We start from the raw sequence: 22,503 nt of genomic DNA, 5'->3' as shown, positions 1-22,503 counted from the left end.
ATGCGATGCCTCCGGCTACTACTTGGCGTGCCACGAAACCCACCGCTATGTCTGGATTGGTACTCTTAGCGACACAACGTCCACAGCCGGTGTCGACGCTGACCTCATGCCGAGCTTCTGCTTGGTGCATCGTGGCAAGACGCTCATCGTGGTCAGCGAGACGCATCAGGTCGTTGGAGAAGGCCGCGGATGGGTGTTTTGACCAGCGCAATGTACAGATAGAGCCCACTTTGTGTTCGTAAAAGTCAAAGCCCGCGTCTACACCGACGCTACGGGTATCTATACGGAGCTTCCGGTTCTTCTGACGCCAGTTGGCGTGCTAGAGCCACTGCTCGACTACTTCCTCTATCGCAGCCACGACCGCAGCCTGGCGTGGATGACGAAGGTAATCCGGTCGGTGCGGATGTTCCTCGAGTACCTGCAGACGAATCCGGCTGAAAGTGACACTTACCGACTATTTCAGAACTTTGCCCAGCGGCTCTACACCGGGACCTTCGATCGGGAGACTGGCCTCGACCCTAGCAACCTGTGCTGGTCACCACGTTCACCGCAGGATGCTTCGCACATCATCACCCACCTGACCGACTTCTTCGACTGGCTTGGCGAGATGCGCCCTGAGGCGGCCAAGGTGAATCCACGCTATGTAGGTGGGGCCTTCGACCGACAGACCGACCAGGCTGCTTACCAATACCGACGCAGCAAGGCCTTCCTGGGTCACACGTGGGCAGCGAACACCTCTCCCGCCGGGAGCGGACACCACGTCCGGAGCCGGCGCCTACCCAAAGTTGAAAAGGGCGAGCCGCCAGCCTTCCCAGAGGAGCACTTCGAGAAGCTGCTGGTCCAAGGATTCTGCGCAGCCGGGCGCTACGACTATCGCAGCATGCTTATCACTCTGCTGCTGCACGGCGCGGGCTTCCGCGAATCGGAGCCTTTCCACCTGTACATCTCGGATGTGTTCCCGGACTCCACCAATCCATCCCAGGCCAAGGTCCTCATCCATCACCCGAGCTACGGTGCCGCACCCGCCGATTGGCGCGACGAGCGGGGACGACCACGTAAAGGTAACCGAGCGGAATACCTCGCCCATCAGTTCGGCCTCGCACACCGCACCGACCTAATGAACTGCCGGCACGCCGGCTGGAAGGGGGGCACACACGATGGGGCCTACTACAAGCAGGCGTACTGGTTCTTGCCGGAATACGGCGAATGGTTTCAACTTCTCTGGTACCGCTACCTGGAACAGGTCGCACGTATTGAGCGCGACCACCCCTTCGCCTTCATCAACCTGCACCGCGAGCCCATCGGTGCCATGTACTCGCTCTCCCAGTACAACAAGGCTCATGCCGCTGCGTGCGAGCGCATCGGACTTACGGTGGGCAAGGCTCTGGGCACGACGCCACACGGCCACCGCCACGCCTACGGCCGCCGCCTGCGAATCGCCGGCGTCGACAAGGCTCTCATCCGTCGTTTCATGCATCACGCCTCGCTGGAAAGCCAGGAGGTCTACACCCAGGCCAGCACCCACGAAGCCCTGGCTGCGCTCGAAGCAGCCATGCAGCGACTGCAAGGCAATCACACCAGAATACAGTCTGCATTTAGCCTATTGCCAGGCATTGAACTTAAATAACTCATTGACTTTCATGACAAAAAAGACGAACACAACTGAGTCGAAAGCATCTACCATTCCGGCCCCAAAAGCCAAAAGAGTGAAGCGTAGTACGGATGTGACCCTCGGCTGGGTTGCGCGGGACTATCCACAGCTCGATTCTTGGCGAATCCTGGCGGTAGAGTGGTTAAAGGGGGAGACCAAGCGTGTTCACGGGCGGCTGGAAGCCTTGGCAGTCTTCTTTGTGCGCTACCTTATCCAGCAGAAGCTGCCGCTCGCCCCTGCAGTGTTCCTCGCACGTGATACGGTCCTGCCCGATTTTTACCGAACATCCTGCCCAGACTCTGGCAGCGGCATCGAATACAATAATTACATCCATACCTTTCTGCACTTTGTGCTACTGAGCGAGTTCAGCGAAGCAGATGATGACTTCAGCCCCCCTGTGGTCTCGCCGGTATTCCATAACCCGGTGCCAAGGATGTCCAAGAGTGGCCTACCGAAGCGCGACGAGAGTGTCCATTCGCCGCTACCCTACGGCTACATAGACGAACTGCGACAGATGCTCGCGGCAGGACCTCACTTTCGTGACTGGCAGTGGGCGCAGAGTGGACTGGGCGCTGAAATTGGCCAGCGTGGGCGAAGCGGTCCTGATTGGTTTGAGGTATCCGAAACCGAGATTGACCGGAGTGACCCAGACTGCGTGTGGCGTGAGCGTACAATGAAAAATGGCACTACCCGCCTGGAAATGTGGAGTCCGGTCCGCTGGGTAGCCCTGCTTGTGAAACTCATCTTACCGTTGCGCACCTTCCAGGTCCGTATGCTGGACTCGGGCGAAGCGGATACCTGGCGCTACGCGGCAGGGAGTTGGACGTTGAATTCGAGCCGGCTCGCGCATGGCAATGAACGGAGACCGCTGCAACAGGGGGTGTTCCGCCGCCGCAGCTTACTCACCGATGGCGAGTCCATATCGACCGTACTCTACATCAATACCAACAAGACCGCTGATATCGCCAAGTCCGGTCCCGAGAAGGGTTACGTATTACCGTGGTCCTTTGGTGGGCCGGTGCAGCAGGATGTCTTCTACTGGCTGGAAAAGCTGCGTAACTGGCAGGAGCAATATAACCCCATCTCGCAGCGTTCCTCTTGGAGGGATCTGGACGGCCGTCACCTCAATGGAAAGAGCGAGATGCAACTCGCAGGCTATCCTGACACTTGCTTCCTCTTCCGCTTGCCCGAGGCAGCCGAGAGCGAGCGTCAGCTTCCCCTGAGGATACATACTTTATTCGCAACGTGGTTTCCTCTGTTGGAAGCACTAGAGCAGCGACTCGCCGACCGAGGTGAAACTCATCGCAACGGCATGCCGATTCGATTCCTCCCACCAGAGGAAGATCAGAACAGAAGGCTAACAACGCTCTTCCCGCTGCACAGCCTGCGCGTCTCCCTCATCACCGCGCTGGCCCTGGAAGGGCAAGTGCCTTTCCCTGTCCTCCAGAAACTCGTTGGCCACAGTCGCCTGTTAATGACCTTGTATTACATCAAACCTGGCGCAACGCACATCCGCGACGTGCTGCTCCGCGCGGCGGAGCGGCTGGAGATGAACAAGGAGGCGAGCATCCAGCACTTCCTGCTCGACACCGAGCATAACGAACTCTTGCAAAAGACCATCTGCAACAGCGTACCCAGCCTCGCCGCCGCAATTCCGCAGCATCCGGCCGCACGCAACCCGGCGGGCTGGATGCCGATGCACCACGGCCTGTGCCTAGTCGGCGGCAATACCAGTGAGGTCGAAGAGAACGGTGCGGTGGGCGGCTGCTATAACGGTGGGTCGATGATTGCCAAGGGTTCTTCGTCAATGAATCCGAAGTACGGGCCCGTTCCGGGCGGAAGTCGGAACTGCGTGCGTTGTCGCTGGTTTGTGACCGAGCCGCACTACCTGCCGGCGTTGGCCGCCCACTTCAACACACTTGCCTACCACTTCGACGAAGCGCGCAATGCCTGTCTCACTCGCGAAAATGAGCTTCAGGGCTTGAAGAAACAGAAAGCTGATGCAGAGGATGCGGGCCGGCCGTTCGCCCGGATGGATGCTTACCAGAAGGCCGAACGGGTGTGGGAGGGCGCCATGAAGCACTTCAGCGACTTCGCGGAGGACCTCGTAGCCTGCTGGCGTCTCATCGAACGCTGCAAGGCGGCGCTCGACGCACCGCAGGAAAAAGGTACCCCGTTGGTGGCCACCGGCACGGTGTGCGACGTGCATGTCGCCTTCGAGGAAACGGAGTCGGAATTGCTCCAGCTCGCCAGTGTATGCGAAAACGTCGAGGTCTACCCCGACCTGGAACCGGGCAAGGCGGTGTTCCGCCGCAGCCAACTGCTCGATGCGGTCCTTTACCGTGAAAACCGGCCTCCCATGTTCATGCTGTTGAACGAACAGGAACAACTGCTCGTAGGCAACGCCTTCATGCGCCGCCTCGCCCAGCAGATGAACCCAGCGAATCCAGCACTTGGCCAACGGGATGTGATCCGCCTAATGGATGCCGGCGTAAGCCTTAGCCAGCACTTCGACATGGACCTTTCCTCACTGCTGGCCACGACAAATCGCGCCCAAGCGTTTCCCATCGGGCACCAGGCCCTCACGGGAGATGATGCATGAATGGTGTGACAGACATCCACCCGGACGCAGTACTTGAGTCGCTACTCGCCAAGGGCGGGCGCTCCAATAAACGGGCGAACTTGACGAAGATGCACGAACTGTGTCGCAAGCAGCATGCCACCGGCTCCCGTGACTTCTCGCTGCCTACCATCGGTCGCTTGGCTGAAGCAGAAGGCATCCTGAAAGGTCGAGCGCTCTACAATGCCCAGTCCGCCGACTACCGGGCGCTTATCGAAGCCTGGGTGGCCTACGCCGGGCCGCCCGCGTCTAAGCCTCCAAAGACGCTGGCGAGCCACGAATACCTGATGCGAATTGAGGACCCAGCCATTCGCTCCATCATGCAGGCTATTATCGTCGAACGGGATAAGCTCAAGGCGCAACTCAATGTCCTAAGGGGCAACACGCAAGTGACCGTCGACCGTCGTCCACTGGGAGCAACTTTCTCGACTGTCCCCAGCGTGTCTCCAGTGGCCGTGCTAGAGCTGGCAGCACAGCTGACTCCATCAGAGCGTGAAGCCTTACAGAAGGCAGTATCGACCGACTATCTGGAAGAGCGCGGCCTGCGCGAAGGCAGCCACGGCGAAATCGTCAACGAACGTGGGCGGACGGTTTTTGAGGTGGGCTTTGCCCGGGGAATCCGCAAGGTGCTGGGCGAATGACACCGGCTGCGCCCTCACGACGAGTATGGAATCTGGCCCCCCAGAGATACAAGTCGCATAATACGAAAAGCGCCGACGTTACCGCCGGCGCTTGGAAGTTACTATGCATTATGATGTATTTCTACATCGCAAGACTTTGATGCAGAGAAGGCTTTACTAAAAAGCTTTCGTAGCCACTTACTCACGAACTATGTACCGTTAGGATATAAGTTCCATTGGCGGGTCTTTTCTTTTACGGCAATGAAAAAAGCCAGGCTTGCGCCTGGCTTTTTCCTCAACTTCGTCGATTACTCGGCGGAGTTGTCTTCAACCGCTACGGCATCTTCCGGACGGTCCACCAGCTCTACCAGAGCCATCGGGGCGTTGTCGCCCTTGCGGAAACCGTACTTCAGGATACGCACATAGCCGCCGTTGCGGGCGGAGAAGCGCGGGCCGAGCACGTCGAAGAGTTTAACCACGATATCGCGGTCACGAGTGCGGTCAAACGCCAGACGACGGTTGGCGAGAGACGGCTTTTTGCCGAGCGTGATCAACGGCTCGGCCACACGACGCAGTTCCTTGGCTTTCGGCAGCGTGGTCACGATCACTTCGTGCTTCAGCAGCGAGTTGGCCATGTTACGCAGCATCGCCAGACGATGGCTGGTCGTGCGGTTCAGTTTACGATTACTGTAACGATGACGCATTGTTAATGTCCTTTTATCTCAAACCTTACGGCTTTTCGAGGCCAGCAGGCGGCCAGTTCTCGAGTTTCATCCCGAGAGTCAGGCCTTTGGAAGCGAGAACTTCCTTGATCTCGTTCAGCGACTTGCGGCCGAGGTTCGGAGTCTTCAGAAGCTCGGTTTCAGTACGCTGGATCAGATCGCCGATGTAATAAATGTTCTCAGCTTTCAGGCAGTTGGCCGAACGAACCGTCAGTTCAAGATCGTCTACCGGACGCAGCAGGATCGGATCGATCGGCGGCGCCTTTTCAACGACTTCTTCAACCGCTGTGCCTTGGAGATCGGCAAAGATCGACAGTTGATCCATCAGAATACGGGCAGCGTTGCGCACTGCCTGTTCCGGCTCGATTACGCCGTTGGTCTCGATATCGAGTACCAGGCGGTCGAGGTCGGTACGCTGCTCAACACGGGCGCTTTCCACAGCAAAGCTCACGCGGCGAACCGGCGAGAAGGAAGCGTCCAGTTGAATGGTACCGATGGAACGGTTGTCTTCATGATTGGATCGAACCGACACCGGCTGATAGCCGCGGCCTTTTTCGATCTTGATCTCCATGTCGATCTTACCGCCAGAGGAGATGTGACAAATCACGTGGTCCGGATTGATCACTTCCACATCGTGCGGCAGTTCGATATCGCCAGCCAAGACAGCGCCTTCGCCGTCCTTTTTCAAGGACAGAACGACACTGTCACGACCATGCAGCTTAAGCACTACGCCCTTGAGGTTGAGGAGGATGTCAACGACATCCTCGCGCACGCCATCAAGTGCGGAATACTCATGCAAAACGCCAGCGATAGTCACTTCGGTCGGAGCATAGCCCGGCATCGACGACAGCAGAATCCGGCGCAGCGAGTTACCCAGAGTATGAGCGTAGCCGCGCTCGAACGGCTCCATCGACACACGAGCGTGAGTGGCGGAAACCGGCTGAACGTCGATAAGACGAGGTTTCAGAAATTCCGAAGCGCTGTTTTGCATAGTCATTCCCTAAGAGCTAGCGATTACTTGGAGTAGAATTCCACAACGAGTTGTTCGTTGATATCGCTAGACAGTTCGGAACGTTCCGGAGCGGATTTGAAAGTGCCTTCCATTTTCTTGGAGTCAACCAGGACCCAAGACGGGAAACCACCCTGCTCGGCCAGAGCCAGACCTTCTACGATACGGGCCTGTTTCTTGGCTTTTTCACGGACGGACACTACGTCACCGGCTTTAACCTGGTAGGACGGAATGTTCACAACCTGGCCGTTCACAACGATAGCCTTGTGGCTAACCAGCTGGCGCGCTTCGGCGCGAGTGGAGCCAAAGCCCATGCGATATACAACGTTGTCCAGGCGGGCCTCGAGCAGCTTCAGCAGGTTTTCACCCGTGGAGCCTTTACGACGCACAGCTTCCGCAAAGTAATTGCGGAACTGACGCTCGAGTACACCGTAAATACGACGGATTTTCTGCTTTTCACGCAGTTGCACACCGTAGTCAGACAGGCGGCTCTTACGAGCACCATGCTGGCCCGGAGGGCTATCCAGTTTGCACTTGGAATCCAGTGCACGACGTGCGCTCTTCAGGAAAAGGTCGGTGCCTTCACGACGAGCGAGTTTGCACTTAGGGCCGATATAACGTGCCATGTTCTCACACTCTCCGAATTAGATACGACGTTTTTTGGGCGGACGGCAACCGTTGTGCGGTACCGGCGTCACGTCGGAGATGCTGGTGATCTTGAAACCCAGCGCGTTGAGTGCGCGAACAGCGGATTCACGACCCGGACCCGGGCCCTTGATACGAACTTCGAGGTTCTTCACACCGTATTCTTGGGCAACTTTACCAGCGTGCTCTGCTGCTACTTGAGCAGCAAAGGGTGTACTCTTGCGCGAGCCCTTGAAACCAGCGCCGCCAGAGGTAGCCCAAGACAATGCATTGCCTTGACGGTCGGTGATCGTGATGATGGTGTTGTTGAACGAAGCGTGCACGTGCACGATACCTTCGCTAACAGACTTGCGCACTTTCTTGCGTACACGAACTGCTGTGTTTGCTTTAGCCATTATCTGTTGTTCCTATTGATTACTTCTTGCCGGCGATCGCCTTACGCGGTCCCTTGCGGGTACGAGCGTTAGTGCGAGTGCGCTGACCGCGGCACGGCAGGCCACGACGATGGCGGAAGCCGCGATAGCAGCCCATGTCCATCAGACGCTTGATGCTCATGGTGACTTCGCGGCGCAGATCACCTTCAACGGTGAACTTGGCGACTTCGTCACGCAGAGTTTCCATCTCGGCGTCCGTCAGATCCTTCACTTTCGTGGAAGGGTTCACGCTGGCAGCAGCACAAATCTGCTGGGCGCGAGTCTGACCGATGCCAAAAATTGCCTGCAGGCCGATAACGGCATGCGCATGATTGGGGATGTTTACCCCTGCAATACGGGCCATACTCTTTCCTTAAGCCTTAAGACCTTGAAAAGTTTGCGATTGTAACACGCAAATCCAGGTCTAACAAATGTTAGCCTTGTTTTTGCTTGTGACGCGGATCCGTGCAAATCACGCGAACTACGCGATTGCGACGAATGATTTTGCAGTTGCGGCAAATCTTCTTTACCGAAGGCTGTACTCGCATGTCAGTTCCTTTCAATCCTCTAAAAGAGCAAGTGCGTTATTTCGCACGGAACACTATCCGGGACAGGCAGGACCGCGGGGGGATTCCCCTCGCCCCAAACCGCCGTCAGATTGGATGCGAATGCCTTCGCAATCGCACCCCGTCTGAAGTGCCCGGTTACCACGTGTCCATTCACAAGCAAAACTCCGAAGCGAACTTCGGAATTTCGCACTGCATCTGGATGGTGTCTTCCTTAGCCAATAACCCAGCGTGAGCTCAAGTTGTCAGCGCGTGAGCGCGTTGCCTTTGAAGTTGGCCTTCTTCAGCAAGCTCTCGTACTGATGCGACAGCACGTAAGACTGTACCTGCGCCATGAAATCCATGGTAACCACCACGATGATCAGCAGCGAGGTGCCGCCGAAGTAGAACGGTACGTTCCACTTCAAGATCAGGAATTCCGGCAGCAAGCAGACCAGTGTGATGTAGATCGCACCAATCAGCGTCAGCCGCAGAATGATCTTCTCGATGTATCGGGAAGTCTGCTCACCTGGACGAATACCCGGGATGAAAGCACCGCTCTTCTTCAAGTTGTCAGCCGTTTCCTTCGGGTTGAATACCAACGCCGTGTAGAAATAGCAGAAGAAGACGATGGCCGCCGCATACAGCAGCACGTAGATCGGCTGACCGGGATGCAGTTTGTCTGCAATGCCCTTCAACCAGCCCATGTGCTCGCCCTGGCCAAACCAACCGAGAACGGTGGCCGGGAACAGGATGATGCTGGACGCGAAAATCGGCGGAATCACCCCCGCCATGTTGAGCTTGAGCGGCAGATGCGTGCTCTGGCCCTGCATGACGCGATTGCCTACCTGCCGCTTGGCGTAGTTCACCAGGACTTTGCGTTGGCCGCGCTCGGCGTACACCACCACATAAGTCACTACGATCACTCCGACAAACAACACTACGGCAAACAGGATGGGCAAAGAACCCTGACTGGTCAGAGTCAAGGTCTTGCCGATCGCAGCCGGAACGCCTGCGGCGATACCCGCGCAGATGATCAACGAAATACCGTTGCCAATTCCGCGCTCGGTGATCTGCTCGCCCAGCCACATGAGGAACATGGTGCCGGTTACCAGCGATACGACTGTCGTCAGGTAGAACTCCCACTGCGGAGTCACCACCAGGTTAGGCTGCTTGTACAGCATCACCGCAATGCCGAAACTTTGGAAAGTCGCGAGCAAAACGGTGGCGTAACGTGTGTACTGGGTTATCTTACGACGTCCCGCATCGCCCTCCTTCTTCAGCTGCTTGAGGCTCGGAAGAACCTCGGAGGCAAGCTGAAGAATGATGGAGGCGGAGATGTACGGCATGATGCCGATGGCAAACACCGTAAACCTCGAGAGGGCGCCGCCCGAGAACATGTTGAACATGTCGAGCAGGCCCGTCTGCGATGAGTGGAACAACTTCGCTAGCTCGGCAGGGTTGATACCCGGAACCGGAATGTGGGCACCGATGCGATAAACGATCAGGGCACCAATCAGGAACCAGATTCGACGCTTGAGATCACCAAACTTATTGGCATTTGCCACTAGAGAAGTATTCGCCACAGATTATTGCCTTATTCTACGCTGCCGCCGGCAGCTTCGATGGCGGCGCGAGCGCCGGCAGTTACGCCAACGCCGCGCAGTTTTACTGCGCGCTCAATCTTGCCGGACAGCACCACCTTGGCGGACGTCACCTGGATGGAAGCCAGACCAGCTTGCTTGAGAGAGAGCAGGTCGATTTCATCAACCGGCAGCAGGTTCAGTTCGGACAGGCGAATCTCGGCAACCTTGCCTGCGTTCAGCGACTTGAAGCCGCGCTTCGGCAGACGACGTTGCAGCGGCATTTGACCGCCTTCGAAACCAACCTTGTGGAAACCACCTGCACGGCTCTTCTGACCTTTGTGACCGCGGCCACAAGTCTTGCCCAGGCCGCTGCCGATGCCACGGCCTACACGGCGCTTGGCATGCTTGGCGCCGGCACCCGGCTGTACAGTGTTCAGCAGCATCGCTTAGCCCTCGAATTTCAACAAGTAGCTGATCTTGTTGATCATGCCACGGTTTTCAGGGGTATCGAGCACTTCAACAGTCTGGCGAATCTTCTTCAGACCCAGACCACGGGCGCAAGCCTTGTGAGACTCCAGGCGACCGATCAGGCTCTTTACCAGAGTGACCTTTACAGTCTTGGCGTTACTCATGGCTCACCCCCAGGATGTCCTCGACGCTCAGGCCACGCTTGGAGGCGATTTGCGCCGGGGTGTTGATGTTGCTCAGACCATCCAGAGTTGCACGCACCACGTTGTACGGGTTGGTGGAACCATGAATTTTCGCCGAGACGTTATGAACACCCATAGCATCAAAGATAGCGCGCATCGGGCCGCCGGCTTTCACACCGGTACCTTCTTTAGCGGGCTGGATGAATACAGTAGTAGCGCCGTGCTTGCCAACCACAGTGTGGTGGAAAGTGCCGTTTTTCAACGGAACCTTAACCATGTTGTGGCGAGCTTGTTCCATTGCCTTTTGTACGGCAACCGGAACTTCCTTGGAACGGCCCTTACCCATGCCGATTCCGCCATCGCCATCACCAACCACGGTCAAGGCGGAGAAAGCCATGATACGGCCGCCTTTAACCACTTTGGTGACGCGGTTGACGCTGATCATTTTCTCGACCAGACCGTCGCCACGATCTTCCGTTTCGTGTTTAGCCATTCTTCACTCCGAATTAGAATACGAGACCGTGTTCGCGAGCGGCGTCAGCCAGCGCTTTCATACGACCGTGGTATTTGAAACCAGAGCGGTCGAAAGCAACTTTCTCGATGCCAGCAGCTTTTGCTTTTTCAGCAATGCGCTTGCCGATCACGGCTGCAGTTGCCACGTTGCCGCCATTTTTGAGATCAGCGCGCACGTCGGCTTCCAGCGAAGAAGCGCTGGCCAGTACTTTGCTGCCGGTCTCATCAACGATCTGGGCATAAATGTGGCTATTGGTGCGATACACAGTGAGACGCACCATCTTGAGCTCCGCGATCCGGGCACGGGTTTTACGTGCGCGGCGGAGTCGAGCTTGTTTCTTGTCCATATCAGTGCCTCAGTTACTTCTTCTTGGTTTCTTTCAGAACCACAACCTCATCAGCGTAACGAACGCCCTTGCCTTTGTACGGCTCAGGAGCGCGGTAAGCGCGGATTTCGGCAGCCACCTGGCCAACGCGCTGTTTGTCAGCGCCTTTGATCAGGATCTCGGTCTGACTCGGGGTCTCAGCTTTAACGCCTTCAGGCATTTGATGAGCCACCGGGTGGGAGAAACCCAGAGACAGGTTCAGGGTGTCGCCTTGAGCCTGGGCACGATAGCCCACGCCTACCAGCTGCAGCTTCTTCTCGAAGCCTTTGGACACGCCGGTAACCATATTGTTCAGCAGCGCGCGCAGGGTGCCGGACATGGCACGAGCGAATTTGCTGTCGTTCTTGGCGGCGAATGTCAGTTGGCCGTTGTCCAGCTTGACATCTACCTCTTCGCACAGAGCGGTGCTCAGGGAGCCCAGGGCGCCCTTAACAGTCACTTCTGCAGCGCCGAACTTCACTTCGACGCCAGCCGGGATGACTACGGGATTCTTAGCTACGCGAGACATTTGACCCCCTTAAGCCACGACGCACAGCAACTCGCCGCCGATGCCGGCCGCGCGCGCTTTGCGATCAGTCATAACGCCTTTGGAGGTGGACAGGATAGCCACGCCCAAGCCATTCATGACTTTCGGGATTTCGGTGGAGCCCTTGTACACACGCAGGCCAGGGCGGGAGACGCGGTCAATGCGCTCAATCACCGGACGGCCAGCATAGTACTTGAGCTGGATATCGAGAACAGGCTTCTTCTCTTCGCCGGCAACGGCGAAGTCTTCGATGTAGCCTTCTTCTTTCAACACCTGCGCCAGCGCAATTTTCAGCTTGGAAGACGGCATGGAAACTGCCACCTTGGAAGCCATTTGGCCGTTGCGGATGCGGGTCAACATATCGGAAATAGGATCGTGCATGCTCATTTATGTGTCTCCTATTACCAGCTGGCCTTCACAACCCCCGGAATCTCGCCCTTCAGAGCGATTTCACGGAGTTTGTTACGACCCAGACCGAATTTGCGGAATACGCCACGCGGACGACCGGTGATGGCGCAGCGACGACGCTGGCGAACCGGGGAAGCATTGCGCGGCAGCTGCTGCAGTTGCAGGCGAGCTGCAAAGCGCTCTTCTTCCGAGAGGCTTTGATTGTTGATAGTCGCGATAAGGGCTTCGCGCTTGGCAGCAAATTTTGCAGCCAGCTTGACACGCTTCTCTTCGCGCTGAATCAGTGCAAGTTTTGCCATGTGCTTAACCCTTGAACGGGAACTTGAACGCGGCCAGCAAAGCGCGGGCCTCTTCGTCAGTCTTCGCGGTGGTGGTAACAGTAATGTTCATACCACGCAGAGCATCGATCTTGTCGTACTCGATTTCCGGGAAGATGATCTGTTCTTTAACGCCCATGTTGTAGTTGCCGCGGCCGTCGAAAGACTTGGCGGAAACACCACGGAAGTCGCGAACGCGCGGCAGCGCGATCGTCACCAGGCGGTCCAGGAACTCGTACATGCGTTCGCGACGCAGAGTTACCTTGCAACCTACCGGGTAGTGATCGCGAATCTTGAAGCCTGCGATGGATTTGCGAGCGGTGGTGACAACCGGCTTCTGGCCGGCGATCTTTTCCAGGTCGCCCACGGCGAAATCCATTACCTTTTTATCGGCAACAGCTTCGCCCACACCCATGTTCACAGTGATCTTCTCAATGCGCGGGACTTGCATGATCGACTTGTAGCCGAACTGTTTCATCAGTTCAGGCACTACGGTGTCTTTGTAGAAATCGTAGAGACGTGCCATGTTTTGTTCCTTACGCGCCAATGACTTCGCCGTTGGACTTGAACACGCGTACCTTGCGGCCGTCTTCAAGAACCTTGAAGCCTACGCGGTCAGCCTTTTGGCTTGCCGGATTGAAAATGGCGACGTTCGATGCGTCAACAGGCATGGTCTTTTCAACGATGCCGCCGGCCACGCCACGCACCGGATTCGGCTTCTGGTGTTTCTTGGCGACATTCACGCCTTCAACAACCAGTTTCTCGTCCAGAACGCGCAGAACGGTGCCGCGCTTACCTTTGTCTTTGCCGGTGATTACTACGACTTCATCACCCTTGCGAATTTTGCGCATGCGATCTCCTTACAGTACTTCAGGAGCCAGCGAAACGATCTTCATGAAGCGCTCGGTACGCAGTTCACGCGTAACAGGCCCGAAGATACGAGTGCCGATAGGCTCAAGCTTGTTGTTGAGCAGGACGGCGGCATTGCCGTCGAACTTGATCAACGAGCCATCCGGACGACGCACGCCTTTGGCAGTGCGAACCACAACCGCGTTGTAAACGTCGCCTTTTTTGACGCGTCCGCGCGGAGCAGCATCCTTGATGGTCACCTTGATGATGTCGCCTACGCTTGCATAGCGACGCTTGGAACCGCCCAATACCTTGATGCACATAACGTGACGCGCACCTGTATTGTCAGCGACCTCAAGCATGGTCTGCATTTGGATCATGTGATGATTACCTTTCTAATCCAACTTTATCCGTCACTCTCACCTGCCGGTTTCTCGCATAAGAGCAAGACCAAACAGACGAAACGCCACAGAAACTGTGGCGTATCCAACGGCCAGTTTTGGACCCCGTAAGGGCGGAACTCCTACTCGATAGGAGTAGGAAGATGGCCATTATACAGGGAGCTCTCGCCCCCTGCAAGTCTTTACACCTGGCGGGATTTCTCTACCAGGGCAGTTACCACCCACGTCTTGGTCTTCGAGAGCGGACGGGACTCGCTGATAACAACGATATCGCCGGCCTTGAACTCGTTGTTCTCGTCGTGCGCGTGGAACTTCTTAGAACGACGGATAATTTTGCCGTAGATCGGGTGCTTTACTTTGCGCTCGACCAGTACGGTCACGGTCTTATCCATCTTGTCGCTGACTACGGTACCGGTCAGCGTACGTACCACTTTGGTTTCGCTCATCTTAAACTGCCTTTTCTTTCAGAACGGTGCGCACGCGAGCGATGTCGCGACGTACTTTCTTCAGTTCAGAGGTCTTGGCGAGTTGCTGAGTGGCGTGCTGCATACGCAGAGCAAACTGGGCCTTCAAGAGGCTAAGCAGTTCCGCCTTCAGCTCGTCAACAGTTTTGGCTTTCAGTTCGGACGCTTTCATTACTGACCTACCTGTCTAGTTACAAACACAGTGGCGATCGGCAACTTGGCTGCGGCCAGACGGAAAGCTTCACGAGCGAGTTCCTCGGAAACACCATCCATTTCATACAGCATCTTGCCAGGCTGGATTTCGGCCACGTAGTACTCCGGAGAGCCTTTACCCCCGCCCATACGAACTTCAGCAGGCTTGGAGGTGATCGGCTTGTCCGGGAAGATGCGGATCCAGATGCGGCCGCCACGTTTGATGTGACGGGTCATCGCGCGACGCGCAGCTTCGATCTGGCGCGCGGTCAGACGACCACGACCAACCGCCTTCAGACCGAAATCACCAAAGCTCACTTTGTTGCCACGAGTAGCGATACCCGTGTTGCGGCCTTTATGCTGTTTACGGTACTTGAGTCTAGTTGGCTGCAGCATTTCGAGCACCCTTTCTCGATTTCTTCTCGGTCGCTACCGGAGCCGGCTGAACTTGACCCGGCTTGAGCTCGCCCTTGTATACCCATACCTTGATGCCGATGATCCCGTAGGTGGTCTTGGCTTCGGAGGTTGCGTAGTCTACGTCTGCGCGCAGGGTATGCAGCGGCACGCGGCCTTCGCGGTACCATTCGCTACGAGCGATGTCGATACCGTTCAGACGGCCGGAGCTCATGATCTTGATGCCTTGAGCGCCCATGCGCATTGCGTTTTGCATAGCGCGTTTCATGGCGCGACGGAACATCACGCGCTTCTCCAGCTGGGAAGCGATGCCGTCGGCGATGATTTGAGCGTCCAGTTCCGGCTTGCGAACTTCTTCGATGTTCACATGCACAGGAACGCCCAGGCGCTTTTGCAGTTCTTGCTTGAGCAGCTCGATGTCTTCGCCTTTTTTACCGATCACAACACCCGGACGGGCGCTGTGGATGGTGATGCGGGCGGACTTAGCCGGGCGCTCGATGGTCACACGGCCAACCGAAGCGTGACCCAGACGCTTTTTCAGGAATTCGCGAACTTCGATATCCTGCTTCAGCATTTCCGGGAAGTTCTGCGAATTCGCGAACCACTTGGAAGACCAGTTTTTGTTAACGGCAAGACGGAATCCCGTCGGATGAATCTTCTGACCCATTTCTTACCCCTTAATTGCCAACGGTCAACGAGATGTGGCAGGTCTGCTTTTCGATGCGATTACCACGACCCTTAGCACGGGCAGTGAAACGCTTCAGACTAGCGCCTTTGTCAACGAAGATGCCGGTGACACGCAGGGTGTCAATGTCGGCGCCTTCGTTGTGCTCGGCGTTAGCGATGGCAGATTCCAGCACTTTCTTGATGATTACCGCGCCCTTCTTCGGGGAGAAGGCCAAGATATTCAGAGCCTGATCAACGGACTTGCCGCGGATCAGATCGGCCACCAGGCGGCATTTTTGTGCCGACAGGCGAACGCTTTTCAGATTTGCAGATACTCTCATCGCTTCACCTTATCTCTTCTTCGCCTTCTTATCGGCCGCGTGGCCTTTGAAGGTACGAGTCAGGGAGAATTCGCCCAGTTTATGGCCGACCATGTTTTCGGAAACATAAACAGGCACATGGGTGCGACCGTTGTGCACAGCGATGGTCAGACCAATGAAATCCGGCAGGATGGTCGAACGACGGGACCAAGTCTTGATCGGACGCTTGTCGCTGGTTGCCCGCACCGCATCTACTTTTTTCAGCAGATGCAGATCAACGAACGGGCCTTTTTTCTGCGAACGTGCCATTGTCAATTACCCTTTTTTGGAATAGCGACGGCGTACAATCATATTGTCGGTACGCTTGTTGCGACGGGTACGGAAGCCCTTAGTCGGAGTACCCCACGGGCTAACCGGCACGCGGCCTTCGCCAGTACGGCCTTCACCACCACCGTGCGGGTGGTCAACCGGGTTCATGGCAACGCCACGAACGGTCGGACGGATACCGCGCCAGCGAGTAGCGCCAGCCTTGCCCAGCTTGCGCAGGGAGTGCTCTTCGTTACCCACTTCACCAACAGTCGCTCGGCAATCAACGTGCACCAGGCGAATTTCGCCCGAACGCAGACGCAACTGAGCGTAAGCGCCTTCGCGAGCCAGCAGCATCGCGGATGCGCCAGCGGAACGAACCATCTGGGCGCCCTTGCCAGGCTGCATTTCCACGCAGTGGATAGTGGTACCCACCGGGATATTGCGGATCGGCAGAGCGTTACCGGCCTTGATCGGAGCTTCCGCGCCGGACAACAGCTCGGCGCCGGCCTTCACACCGCGCGGGGCGATGATGTAGCGACGCTCGCCATCGGCGTAGCACAGGAGGGCGATGTGGGCGGTGCGGTTCGGATCGTATTCGATGCGTTCCACTTTCGCCGGGATGCCATCCTTGTTGCGACGGAAGTCGATGATGCGGTAGTGCTTCTTATGGCCACCGCCACGATGACGCGTGGTGATGTGACCATTGTGGTTACGGCCACCGGTGGAAGATTTCTTTTCCAACAGGGCGGCGTGCGGAGCACCTTTGTGCAGGTCAGGGTTTACTACCTTGACAACGGCACGGCGGCCCGCGGAAGTCGGTTTTACCTTAACGATAGGCATGCTCTATCTCCTTACTCCGCTGCGGCCGGGGTAGCGGTCAGATCAATTTCTTGACCTTCCACCAGGCTAACGTAGGCCTTTTTCCAGTCACTGCGACGACCGATGGAACGGCCAAAGCGCTTAACCTTGCCCTTGACATTGACAGTGGAAACACCTTCAACTTTTACATTGAACAGCATTTCAACAGCAGCCTTGATTTCCGGCTTGGTCGCATCTTTAGCAACGCGGAACGCCATTTGCTGGTTCTTCTCAGCAATCATGGTGCTCTTTTCGGAAACGATGGGAGCAAGAATTACTTGCAACAGACGTTCTTGATTCATGCCCACTGCTCCTCAAGTTGCTTCACAGCGTCGCGAGTGATCACGGTCTTCTTGAAGCGCAACAGGCTGTACGGGTCAGCTTGAACCGCCTCGATAACCAGCACGTTCGTCAGGTTACGCGAAGAGAGATAGAGGTTTTCGCTCAGCTCGCTAGTGATGAACAAAGCTTGCTCCAGGCCCATGGGCTGAACGGCGCCAACGAATTCTTTGGTCTTCGGGCTTTCAACGTTCAGTTCGTCAACCACGATCAGACGCTCGTCGCGGACCAGCTGCGACAGAATCGCGGCCATGCCTGCACGGAACATCTTGCGGTTAACTTTCTGGGTGAAGTTCTCGTCCGGCTTGTTCGGGAAGGCACGGCCACCACCACGACGGTTCGGGGTGGAAGTCATACCGGCACGAGCGTTACCAGTACCTTTCTGACGGAAAGGCTTCTTGGTCGAGTGCTTCACTTCAGCACGGGTCAGCTGGGCGCGGTTGGCGCTACGAGCATTCGCCAGGAATGCGGTAACGACCTGGTGCACCAGAGCTTCGTTGTACTCGCGGCCGAACAAAGAGTCGGACACTTGCAGGCTGCCAACAGCCTTGCCTTGGGTATTGATTACATTCAATTCCATCACGCACCTGCCTTCACGCTAGGACGAACGACAACGTCACCGTTCTTGGCGCCAGGAACAGCACCTTTAACCAGAATCAGTTGACGCTCGGCATCGACACGAACGATTTCCAGGCACTGCACGGTGCTCTTGACGTTACCGTATTGGCCCGCCATGCGCTTACCCGGGAAAACGCGGCCCGGATCTTGCGCCTGACCGATGGAACCCGGCGTGTTATGCGAACGCGAGTTACCATGGGAAGCACGGTTGGAAGAGAAGTTGTGACGCTTGATCACGCCGGAGAAGCCTTTACCTTTGGAGGTGCCGGTTACATCAACCAGTTGACCAACGGTGAAGATCTCAACAGCGATGGCATCGCCCGGCTTGAAGTTGGACAGATCGGAGGCGGTCAGCGGAAACTCGACCAGACCCAGACCTGCTTCAACGCCAGCCTTGGCGAAGTGGCCCGCGGCAGCCTTAACAACACGGCTGGCCTTTTTGGAGCCATAGGTAACCTGCACGGCATTGTAGCCGTCGGTTTCAGCAGTTTTGATTTGCGTGACGCGGTTAGCGGACATGTCCAGCACAGTTACCGGGATGGTTGCGCCATCTTCGGCAAAAATGCGGGTCATGCCGACTTTGCGACCGACAAGACCTAAACTCATGTTTATTTCCTTTTTCAGGCGCCGATTACGATTGACCGGCATAAAAAACACGACAGAAAAAACAAAAACGGACTCGCCAAAATGGCGAGTCCGCTAATGTATCACAGAAAATTCAAGAATCGCAAGAACTTAGCTCGCAAACCCTTGAACTTAAGCGATTACTGCAGCTTGATTTCCACATCAACACCGGCCGGCAGGTCGAGCTTCATCAGAGCGTCGACGGTCTTGTCGGTCGGATCCACGATGTCCATCAGACGCAGGTGAGTGCGGATTTCCAGCTGGTCGCGGGAAGTCTTGTTCACGTGCGGGGAACGCAGAACGTTGAAACGCTCGATTTTGGTCGGCAGCGGAACCGGGCCCTTAACAACGGCGCCGGTGCGCTTGGCGGTTTCAACGATTTCCTGAGCAGAGCGATCGATCAGGTTGTAATCGAAAGCTTTCAGGCGGATGCGGATTTTCTGGCTAGACATTAGATTCTCCGATCCTTAAGCGATGATCTTGGCAACAACGCCGGCGCCGACGGTACGACCGCCTTCGCGGATGGCGAAACGCAGACCATCTTCCATGGCGATCGGAGCGATCAGCTCAACCGTGATCTCCACGTTGTCGCCCGGCATTACCATTTCCACGCCTTCCGACAGAGTAACGGCGCCCGTTACGTCGGTGGTGCGGAAGTAGAACTGCGGACGGTAGTTCGCGAAGAACGGGGTGTGACGGCCACCTTCGTCTTTGCTCAGTACGTATACCGAAGCCTGGAACTTGGTGTGCGGGGTGATGGAACCCGGCTTAGCCAGTACCTGACCACGCTCAACGTCTTCACGCTTGGTGCCGCGCAGCAGCACGCCCACGTTGTCGCCGGCTTGACCTTGGTCCAGCAGCTTGCGGAACATTTCCACGCCGGTGCAAGTGGTCTTCGCGGTAGCCTTCAGGCCCACGATTTCCAGTTCTTCGCCGACTTTAACAATGCCGCGCTCTACGCGACCGGTTACCACGGTGCCGCGGCCGGAGATCGAGAACACGTCTTCGATCGGCAGCAGGAACGGCTTGTCGATGGCGCGTTCCGGAGTCGGGATGTAGGAATCCAGAGCAGCAGCCAGCTTGAAGATGGCCGGTTCGCCGTATTCGGACTGGTCGCCTTCCAGCGCCAGACGAGCGGAGCCGATCACCACCGGGGTGTCGTCGCCCGGGAAGTCGTAGGAAGACAGCAGATCGCGAACTTCCATTTCAACCAGTTCCAGCAGCTCAGCGTCGTCCACCAGGTCGGCCTTGTTCAGGAACACGATGATGTACGGAACGCCAACCTGACGGGACAGCAGGATGTGTTCGCGGGTTTGCGGCATCGGACCGTCAGCGGCCGAGCACACCAGGATAGCGCCGTCCATCTGGGCAGCACCGGTAATCATGTTCTTAACGTAGTCGGCGTGACCCGGGCAGTCTACGTGAGCGTAGTGACGGGACTCGGTTTCGTATTCTACGTGAGCGGTATTAATGGTAATACCACGAGCCTTCTCTTCCGGCGCGCTGTCGATCTGGGAGTAGTCTTTGGCTTCGCCGCCGAACTTCTTGGACAGAATGGTGGTGATAGCAGCGGTCAGAGTGGTTTTACCATGGTCCACGTGACCGATGGTGCCTACGTTTACGTGCGGTTTGGTCCGCTCAAACTTTTCTTTTGCCATTTTGCAAAAATCCTTAATTAAAGAACATTAGATCGGGACTGACCGGACCTTTCGGCCCGGCCAGCCTCAGCGCGCATTACTTGCGAGCGGCCATTACGGCGTCGGCAACATGCTTCGGAGCTTCGGAGTAGTGCTTGAACTCCATGGAGTAAGTCGCACGACCCTGGGTAGCGGAACGCAGGTCGGTGGAGTAACCGAACATCTCGGCCAGCGGTACTTCGGCCTTGATCTTCTTGCCACCCAAACCATCGTCGTCCATACCCTGAACGATGCCGCGACGACGGTTCAAGTCGCCCATCACATCGCCCATGTACTCTTCCGGAGTTTCCACTTCCACCGCCATCATCGGCTCGAGGATGCACGGACCGGCACGGCGCATGGCTTCTTTGAAAGCCAGGGAACCAGCCAGTTCGAACGCGATCTGCGAGGAGTCGACGTCGTGGTAGGAACCGAAGGTCAGACGCACGGTAACGTCCACCACCGGGAAGCCGGCGAGAATACCGCTGGACAGGGTGTTCTGAATACCCTTGTCCACGGACGGGATGAATTCGCGCGGAATCACACCACCCTTGATCTCGTCGACAAACTTGTAGCCATTGCCCTCGCCGGACGGCTCCAGAGTAATGACTGCATGGCCGTACTGACCCTTACCACCGGACTGCTTGACGTGCTTGCCGTCAACGTCGGTAACGACTTTGGTAATGGTTTCGCGGTAAGCCACTTGCGGAGCGCCAACGTTGGCTTCAACGCCAAATTCACGCCGCATGCGGTCAACCAGAATTTCCAGGTGCAGTTCGCCCATACCGGAAATAATGGTCTGGCCGGATTCTTCGTCGGTACGCACGCGGAACGACGGGTCTTCCTTGGCCAGGCGGTTCAGGGCAACGCCCATCTTCTCCTGGTCGGCCTTGGTCTTCGGCTCAACGGCAACGTGAATCACCGGCTCCGGGAACTCCATGCGCTCCAGGATGATTTCGGCGTTCAGATCGCACAGGGTTTCGCCGGTGGTTACTTCTTTCAAGCCGATGGCGGCGGCGATGTCGCCGGCACGCACTTCTTCCAGCTCGATACGGTCGTTCGCCATCATCTGCACGATACGGCCGATACGTTCTTTCTTGCCCTTGATGGAGTTCAGCACGGTATCACCGGACTTCACCACACCGGAGTAGACGCGGAAGAAGGTCAGCTGACCAACGTACGGGTCGTTCATCAGCTTGAACGCCAGAGCCGAGAACGGCTCGTCGTCGGAAGCGTGACGCTCGGCCGGCTTGCCGTCGGTTTCACCCGCGATGGCCGGAATGTCGATCGGCGCCGGCAGCAGTTCAATCACGGCGTCCAGCATGCGCTGAACACCCTTGTTCTTGAACGCGGAGCCGCACAGCATCGGCTGAATTTCGCAACGCAGGGTACGCTCGCGCAGGCCGGCGATGATTTCTTCCTCGGTCAGCGTTTCGCCGCCCAAGTACTTGTCCATCATCTCGTCGCTGACTTCGGCAGCGGCTTCGACCATTTTCTCGCGCCACTCTTCGGCCACGGAAACCAGATCGGCCGGGATGTCGCCGTATTCGAATTTCATGCCCTGGGACGCTTCATCCCAGATGATGGCCTTCATCTTCAACAGATCGACCACGCCGGTGAAACCATCTTCAGCGCCAATAGGCACGACGATGGGCACCGGATTGCCGCGCAGGCGAGTCTTCACCTGTTCAACCGCACGGAAGAAGTTGGCGCCTTGACGGTCCATCTTGTTCACGAAGGCGATACGCGGAACTTTGTACTTGTTAGCCTGACGCCATACGGTTTCAGACTGGGGCTGAACGCCACCCACCGCGCAGTACACCATCACCGCGCCGTCCAGTACACGCATGGAACGCTCTACCTCAATGGTAAAGTCCACGTGTCCCGGGGTGTCGATGATGTTGAAGCGGTGCTCGGGGAACTGCATCCCCATACCTTTCCAGAAGGTGGTCACAGCAGCGGAGGTGATGGTAATGCCACGCTCCTGCTCCTGCTCCATCCAGTCGGTGGTGGCAGCGCCGTCATGAACCTCGCCCAGCTTGTGGTTCACACCGGTGTAAAACAGAATACGCTCGGTAGTGGTCGTCTTACCGGCGTCAATGTGAGCGGAGATACCGATGTTACGGTAACGCTCAATGGGGGTTTTCCTTGCCACGATCTAC

At 56.8% G+C, this 22,503-nt stretch carries 33 protein-coding genes; 3 read left to right on the top strand and 30 right to left on the bottom strand.

The window, feature by feature from the left end; all coding sequences use genetic code 11:
* Nucleotides 1-232 precede the first annotated feature (232 nt).
* The 3 genes from gmtY to gmtX all read left to right on the top strand — a co-directional run bounded on the left by gmtY (nt 233) and on the right by gmtX (nt 4,912).
* On the top strand, nt 233-1,627 hold the full coding sequence (gene gmtY / locus JC616_RS02755; RefSeq protein WP_227106581.1) for a gamma-mobile-trio recombinase GmtY: 1,395 nt from the start codon (nt 233-235) through the stop codon (nt 1,625-1,627).
* 79 nt (nt 1,628-1,706) lie between these two features.
* Nucleotides 1,707-4,253 carry a gamma-mobile-trio integrase GmtZ gene (gene gmtZ / locus JC616_RS02750; RefSeq protein WP_227106580.1) on the top strand — a complete coding sequence of 849 codons (2,547 nt, stop codon included), beginning with the start codon at nt 1,707-1,709 and terminating at the stop codon, nt 4,251-4,253.
* Nucleotides 4,250-4,912 carry a gamma-mobile-trio protein GmtX gene (gmtX, locus tag JC616_RS02745; RefSeq protein WP_227106578.1) on the top strand — a complete coding sequence of 221 codons (663 nt, stop codon included), beginning with the start codon at nt 4,250-4,252 and terminating at the stop codon, nt 4,910-4,912. The genes gmtZ and gmtX overlap by 4 nt, the downstream gene beginning before the upstream one ends.
* A gap of 287 nt (nt 4,913-5,199) precedes the next feature.
* Here gmtX and rplQ read toward each other — a convergent pair whose 3' ends face one another.
* The 30 genes from rplQ to fusA form a co-directional block, all read right to left on the bottom strand.
* On the bottom strand, nt 5,200-5,595 hold the full coding sequence (rplQ, locus tag JC616_RS02740) for a 50S ribosomal protein L17 (protein WP_048411916.1): 396 nt from the start codon (nt 5,593-5,595) through the stop codon (nt 5,200-5,202).
* A gap of 25 nt (nt 5,596-5,620) precedes the next feature.
* On the bottom strand, nt 5,621-6,604 hold the full coding sequence (locus JC616_RS02735; protein WP_039755788.1) for a DNA-directed RNA polymerase subunit alpha: 984 nt from the start codon (nt 6,602-6,604) through the stop codon (nt 5,621-5,623).
* Between the two features lie 23 nt (nt 6,605-6,627).
* Nucleotides 6,628-7,248 (bottom strand): 30S ribosomal protein S4, encoded by a 621-nt coding sequence (gene rpsD / locus JC616_RS02730; RefSeq protein ID WP_043594097.1) that lies wholly within the window; start codon nt 7,246-7,248, stop codon nt 6,628-6,630.
* An 18-nt stretch (nt 7,249-7,266) separates the two neighbouring features.
* Nucleotides 7,267-7,662, bottom strand: a complete 396-nt coding sequence (gene rpsK, locus JC616_RS02725) for a 30S ribosomal protein S11 (RefSeq protein WP_008955659.1) — start codon at nt 7,660-7,662, stop codon at nt 7,267-7,269.
* Between the two features lie 19 nt (nt 7,663-7,681).
* Complete coding sequence (rpsM, locus tag JC616_RS02720) at nt 7,682-8,044, bottom strand: 30S ribosomal protein S13 (RefSeq protein WP_048411917.1); 363 nt, start codon at nt 8,042-8,044, stop codon at nt 7,682-7,684.
* A 70-nt stretch (nt 8,045-8,114) separates the two neighbouring features.
* Entirely contained in the window at nt 8,115-8,228 is a 114-nt protein-coding gene (gene rpmJ / locus JC616_RS02715) for a 50S ribosomal protein L36 (protein WP_011137711.1), read from the bottom strand.
* A 263-nt stretch (nt 8,229-8,491) separates the two neighbouring features.
* Nucleotides 8,492-9,811, bottom strand: coding sequence for a preprotein translocase subunit SecY (gene secY, locus JC616_RS02710; RefSeq protein ID WP_039755684.1), 1,320 nt, complete (start codon nt 9,809-9,811; stop codon nt 8,492-8,494).
* An 11-nt stretch (nt 9,812-9,822) separates the two neighbouring features.
* Complete coding sequence (gene rplO / locus JC616_RS02705) at nt 9,823-10,254, bottom strand: 50S ribosomal protein L15 (protein ID WP_048413704.1); 432 nt, start codon at nt 10,252-10,254, stop codon at nt 9,823-9,825.
* 3 nt (nt 10,255-10,257) lie between these two features.
* Nucleotides 10,258-10,443 (bottom strand): 50S ribosomal protein L30, encoded by a 186-nt coding sequence (gene rpmD / locus JC616_RS02700; RefSeq protein ID WP_011137715.1) that lies wholly within the window; start codon nt 10,441-10,443, stop codon nt 10,258-10,260.
* The gene (gene rpsE / locus JC616_RS02695) at nt 10,436-10,954 is read right to left on the bottom strand and encodes a 30S ribosomal protein S5 (protein ID WP_043594101.1); all 519 of its coding nucleotides are present in this window, start codon (nt 10,952-10,954) and stop codon (nt 10,436-10,438) included. Before rpsE ends, rpmD begins: the two co-directional genes overlap by 8 nt.
* 13 nt (nt 10,955-10,967) lie before the next feature.
* A complete protein-coding gene (gene rplR, locus JC616_RS02690; protein ID WP_048411919.1) occupies nt 10,968-11,321 on the bottom strand; it encodes a 50S ribosomal protein L18 in 354 nt (117 codons plus the stop codon).
* 13 nt (nt 11,322-11,334) lie between these two features.
* On the bottom strand, nt 11,335-11,868 hold the full coding sequence (rplF, locus tag JC616_RS02685; RefSeq protein ID WP_019104496.1) for a 50S ribosomal protein L6: 534 nt from the start codon (nt 11,866-11,868) through the stop codon (nt 11,335-11,337).
* Nucleotides 11,869-11,877: 9 nt separating this feature from the next.
* Nucleotides 11,878-12,273, bottom strand: coding sequence for a 30S ribosomal protein S8 (gene rpsH / locus JC616_RS02680; RefSeq protein ID WP_019104495.1), 396 nt, complete (start codon nt 12,271-12,273; stop codon nt 11,878-11,880).
* A 14-nt stretch (nt 12,274-12,287) separates the two neighbouring features.
* A complete protein-coding gene (gene rpsN / locus JC616_RS02675; protein ID WP_081546296.1) occupies nt 12,288-12,593 on the bottom strand; it encodes a 30S ribosomal protein S14 in 306 nt (101 codons plus the stop codon).
* A 4-nt stretch (nt 12,594-12,597) separates the two neighbouring features.
* Nucleotides 12,598-13,137 (bottom strand): 50S ribosomal protein L5, encoded by a 540-nt coding sequence (gene rplE, locus JC616_RS02670; protein ID WP_019104493.1) that lies wholly within the window; start codon nt 13,135-13,137, stop codon nt 12,598-12,600.
* 10 nt (nt 13,138-13,147) lie between these two features.
* Nucleotides 13,148-13,462: a 50S ribosomal protein L24 gene (gene rplX, locus JC616_RS02665; RefSeq protein WP_048413703.1), complete on the bottom strand. Its 315-nt coding sequence runs from the start codon at nt 13,460-13,462 to the stop codon at nt 13,148-13,150.
* A gap of 9 nt (nt 13,463-13,471) precedes the next feature.
* Entirely contained in the window at nt 13,472-13,840 is a 369-nt protein-coding gene (rplN, locus tag JC616_RS02660; RefSeq protein WP_019104491.1) for a 50S ribosomal protein L14, read from the bottom strand.
* Between the two features lie 203 nt (nt 13,841-14,043).
* Complete coding sequence (gene rpsQ / locus JC616_RS02655; protein ID WP_043594104.1) at nt 14,044-14,307, bottom strand: 30S ribosomal protein S17; 264 nt, start codon at nt 14,305-14,307, stop codon at nt 14,044-14,046.
* A gap of 1 nt (nt 14,308) precedes the next feature.
* On the bottom strand, nt 14,309-14,497 hold the full coding sequence (gene rpmC / locus JC616_RS02650) for a 50S ribosomal protein L29 (RefSeq protein WP_011137725.1): 189 nt from the start codon (nt 14,495-14,497) through the stop codon (nt 14,309-14,311).
* On the bottom strand, nt 14,497-14,913 hold the full coding sequence (gene rplP / locus JC616_RS02645) for a 50S ribosomal protein L16 (RefSeq protein ID WP_019101458.1): 417 nt from the start codon (nt 14,911-14,913) through the stop codon (nt 14,497-14,499). Before rplP ends, rpmC begins: the two co-directional genes overlap by 1 nt.
* Nucleotides 14,897-15,598 carry a 30S ribosomal protein S3 gene (gene rpsC / locus JC616_RS02640; RefSeq protein ID WP_043594108.1) on the bottom strand — a complete coding sequence of 234 codons (702 nt, stop codon included), beginning with the start codon at nt 15,596-15,598 and terminating at the stop codon, nt 14,897-14,899. Before rpsC ends, rplP begins: the two co-directional genes overlap by 17 nt.
* Nucleotides 15,599-15,608: 10 nt before the next feature.
* On the bottom strand, nt 15,609-15,938 hold the full coding sequence (gene rplV / locus JC616_RS02635) for a 50S ribosomal protein L22 (protein WP_019099946.1): 330 nt from the start codon (nt 15,936-15,938) through the stop codon (nt 15,609-15,611).
* 9 nt (nt 15,939-15,947) lie between these two features.
* On the bottom strand, nt 15,948-16,226 hold the full coding sequence (rpsS, locus tag JC616_RS02630) for a 30S ribosomal protein S19 (RefSeq protein ID WP_019099947.1): 279 nt from the start codon (nt 16,224-16,226) through the stop codon (nt 15,948-15,950).
* Between the two features lie 6 nt (nt 16,227-16,232).
* The gene (gene rplB, locus JC616_RS02625; RefSeq protein ID WP_082158849.1) at nt 16,233-17,066 is read right to left on the bottom strand and encodes a 50S ribosomal protein L2; all 834 of its coding nucleotides are present in this window, start codon (nt 17,064-17,066) and stop codon (nt 16,233-16,235) included.
* Between the two features lie 11 nt (nt 17,067-17,077).
* Nucleotides 17,078-17,386 (bottom strand): 50S ribosomal protein L23, encoded by a 309-nt coding sequence (gene rplW / locus JC616_RS02620; RefSeq protein WP_019100830.1) that lies wholly within the window; start codon nt 17,384-17,386, stop codon nt 17,078-17,080.
* A complete protein-coding gene (rplD, locus tag JC616_RS02615; RefSeq protein WP_048413700.1) occupies nt 17,383-18,003 on the bottom strand; it encodes a 50S ribosomal protein L4 in 621 nt (206 codons plus the stop codon). Before rplD ends, rplW begins: the two co-directional genes overlap by 4 nt.
* The gene (gene rplC, locus JC616_RS02610; RefSeq protein WP_107797928.1) at nt 18,003-18,647 is read right to left on the bottom strand and encodes a 50S ribosomal protein L3; all 645 of its coding nucleotides are present in this window, start codon (nt 18,645-18,647) and stop codon (nt 18,003-18,005) included. The genes rplD and rplC overlap by 1 nt, the downstream gene beginning before the upstream one ends.
* A 158-nt stretch (nt 18,648-18,805) precedes the next feature.
* A complete protein-coding gene (gene rpsJ, locus JC616_RS02605; RefSeq protein ID WP_011137734.1) occupies nt 18,806-19,117 on the bottom strand; it encodes a 30S ribosomal protein S10 in 312 nt (103 codons plus the stop codon).
* Nucleotides 19,118-19,132: 15 nt separating this feature from the next.
* Nucleotides 19,133-20,323: an elongation factor Tu gene (gene tuf / locus JC616_RS02600; protein WP_227106574.1), complete on the bottom strand. Its 1,191-nt coding sequence runs from the start codon at nt 20,321-20,323 to the stop codon at nt 19,133-19,135.
* A gap of 76 nt (nt 20,324-20,399) precedes the next feature.
* Nucleotides 20,400-22,496, bottom strand: coding sequence for an elongation factor G (fusA, locus tag JC616_RS02595; protein WP_107797909.1), 2,097 nt, complete (start codon nt 22,494-22,496; stop codon nt 20,400-20,402).
* Nucleotides 22,497-22,503 lie beyond the last annotated feature (7 nt).

It is taken from the genome of Chromobacterium rhizoryzae, from assembly GCF_020544465.1.
Taxonomy (GTDB): domain Bacteria; phylum Pseudomonadota; class Gammaproteobacteria; order Burkholderiales; family Chromobacteriaceae; genus Chromobacterium.
The sequence above is the reverse complement of the archived record's forward strand: the minus strand, read 5'-3'. Positions and strand labels throughout refer to the sequence as shown.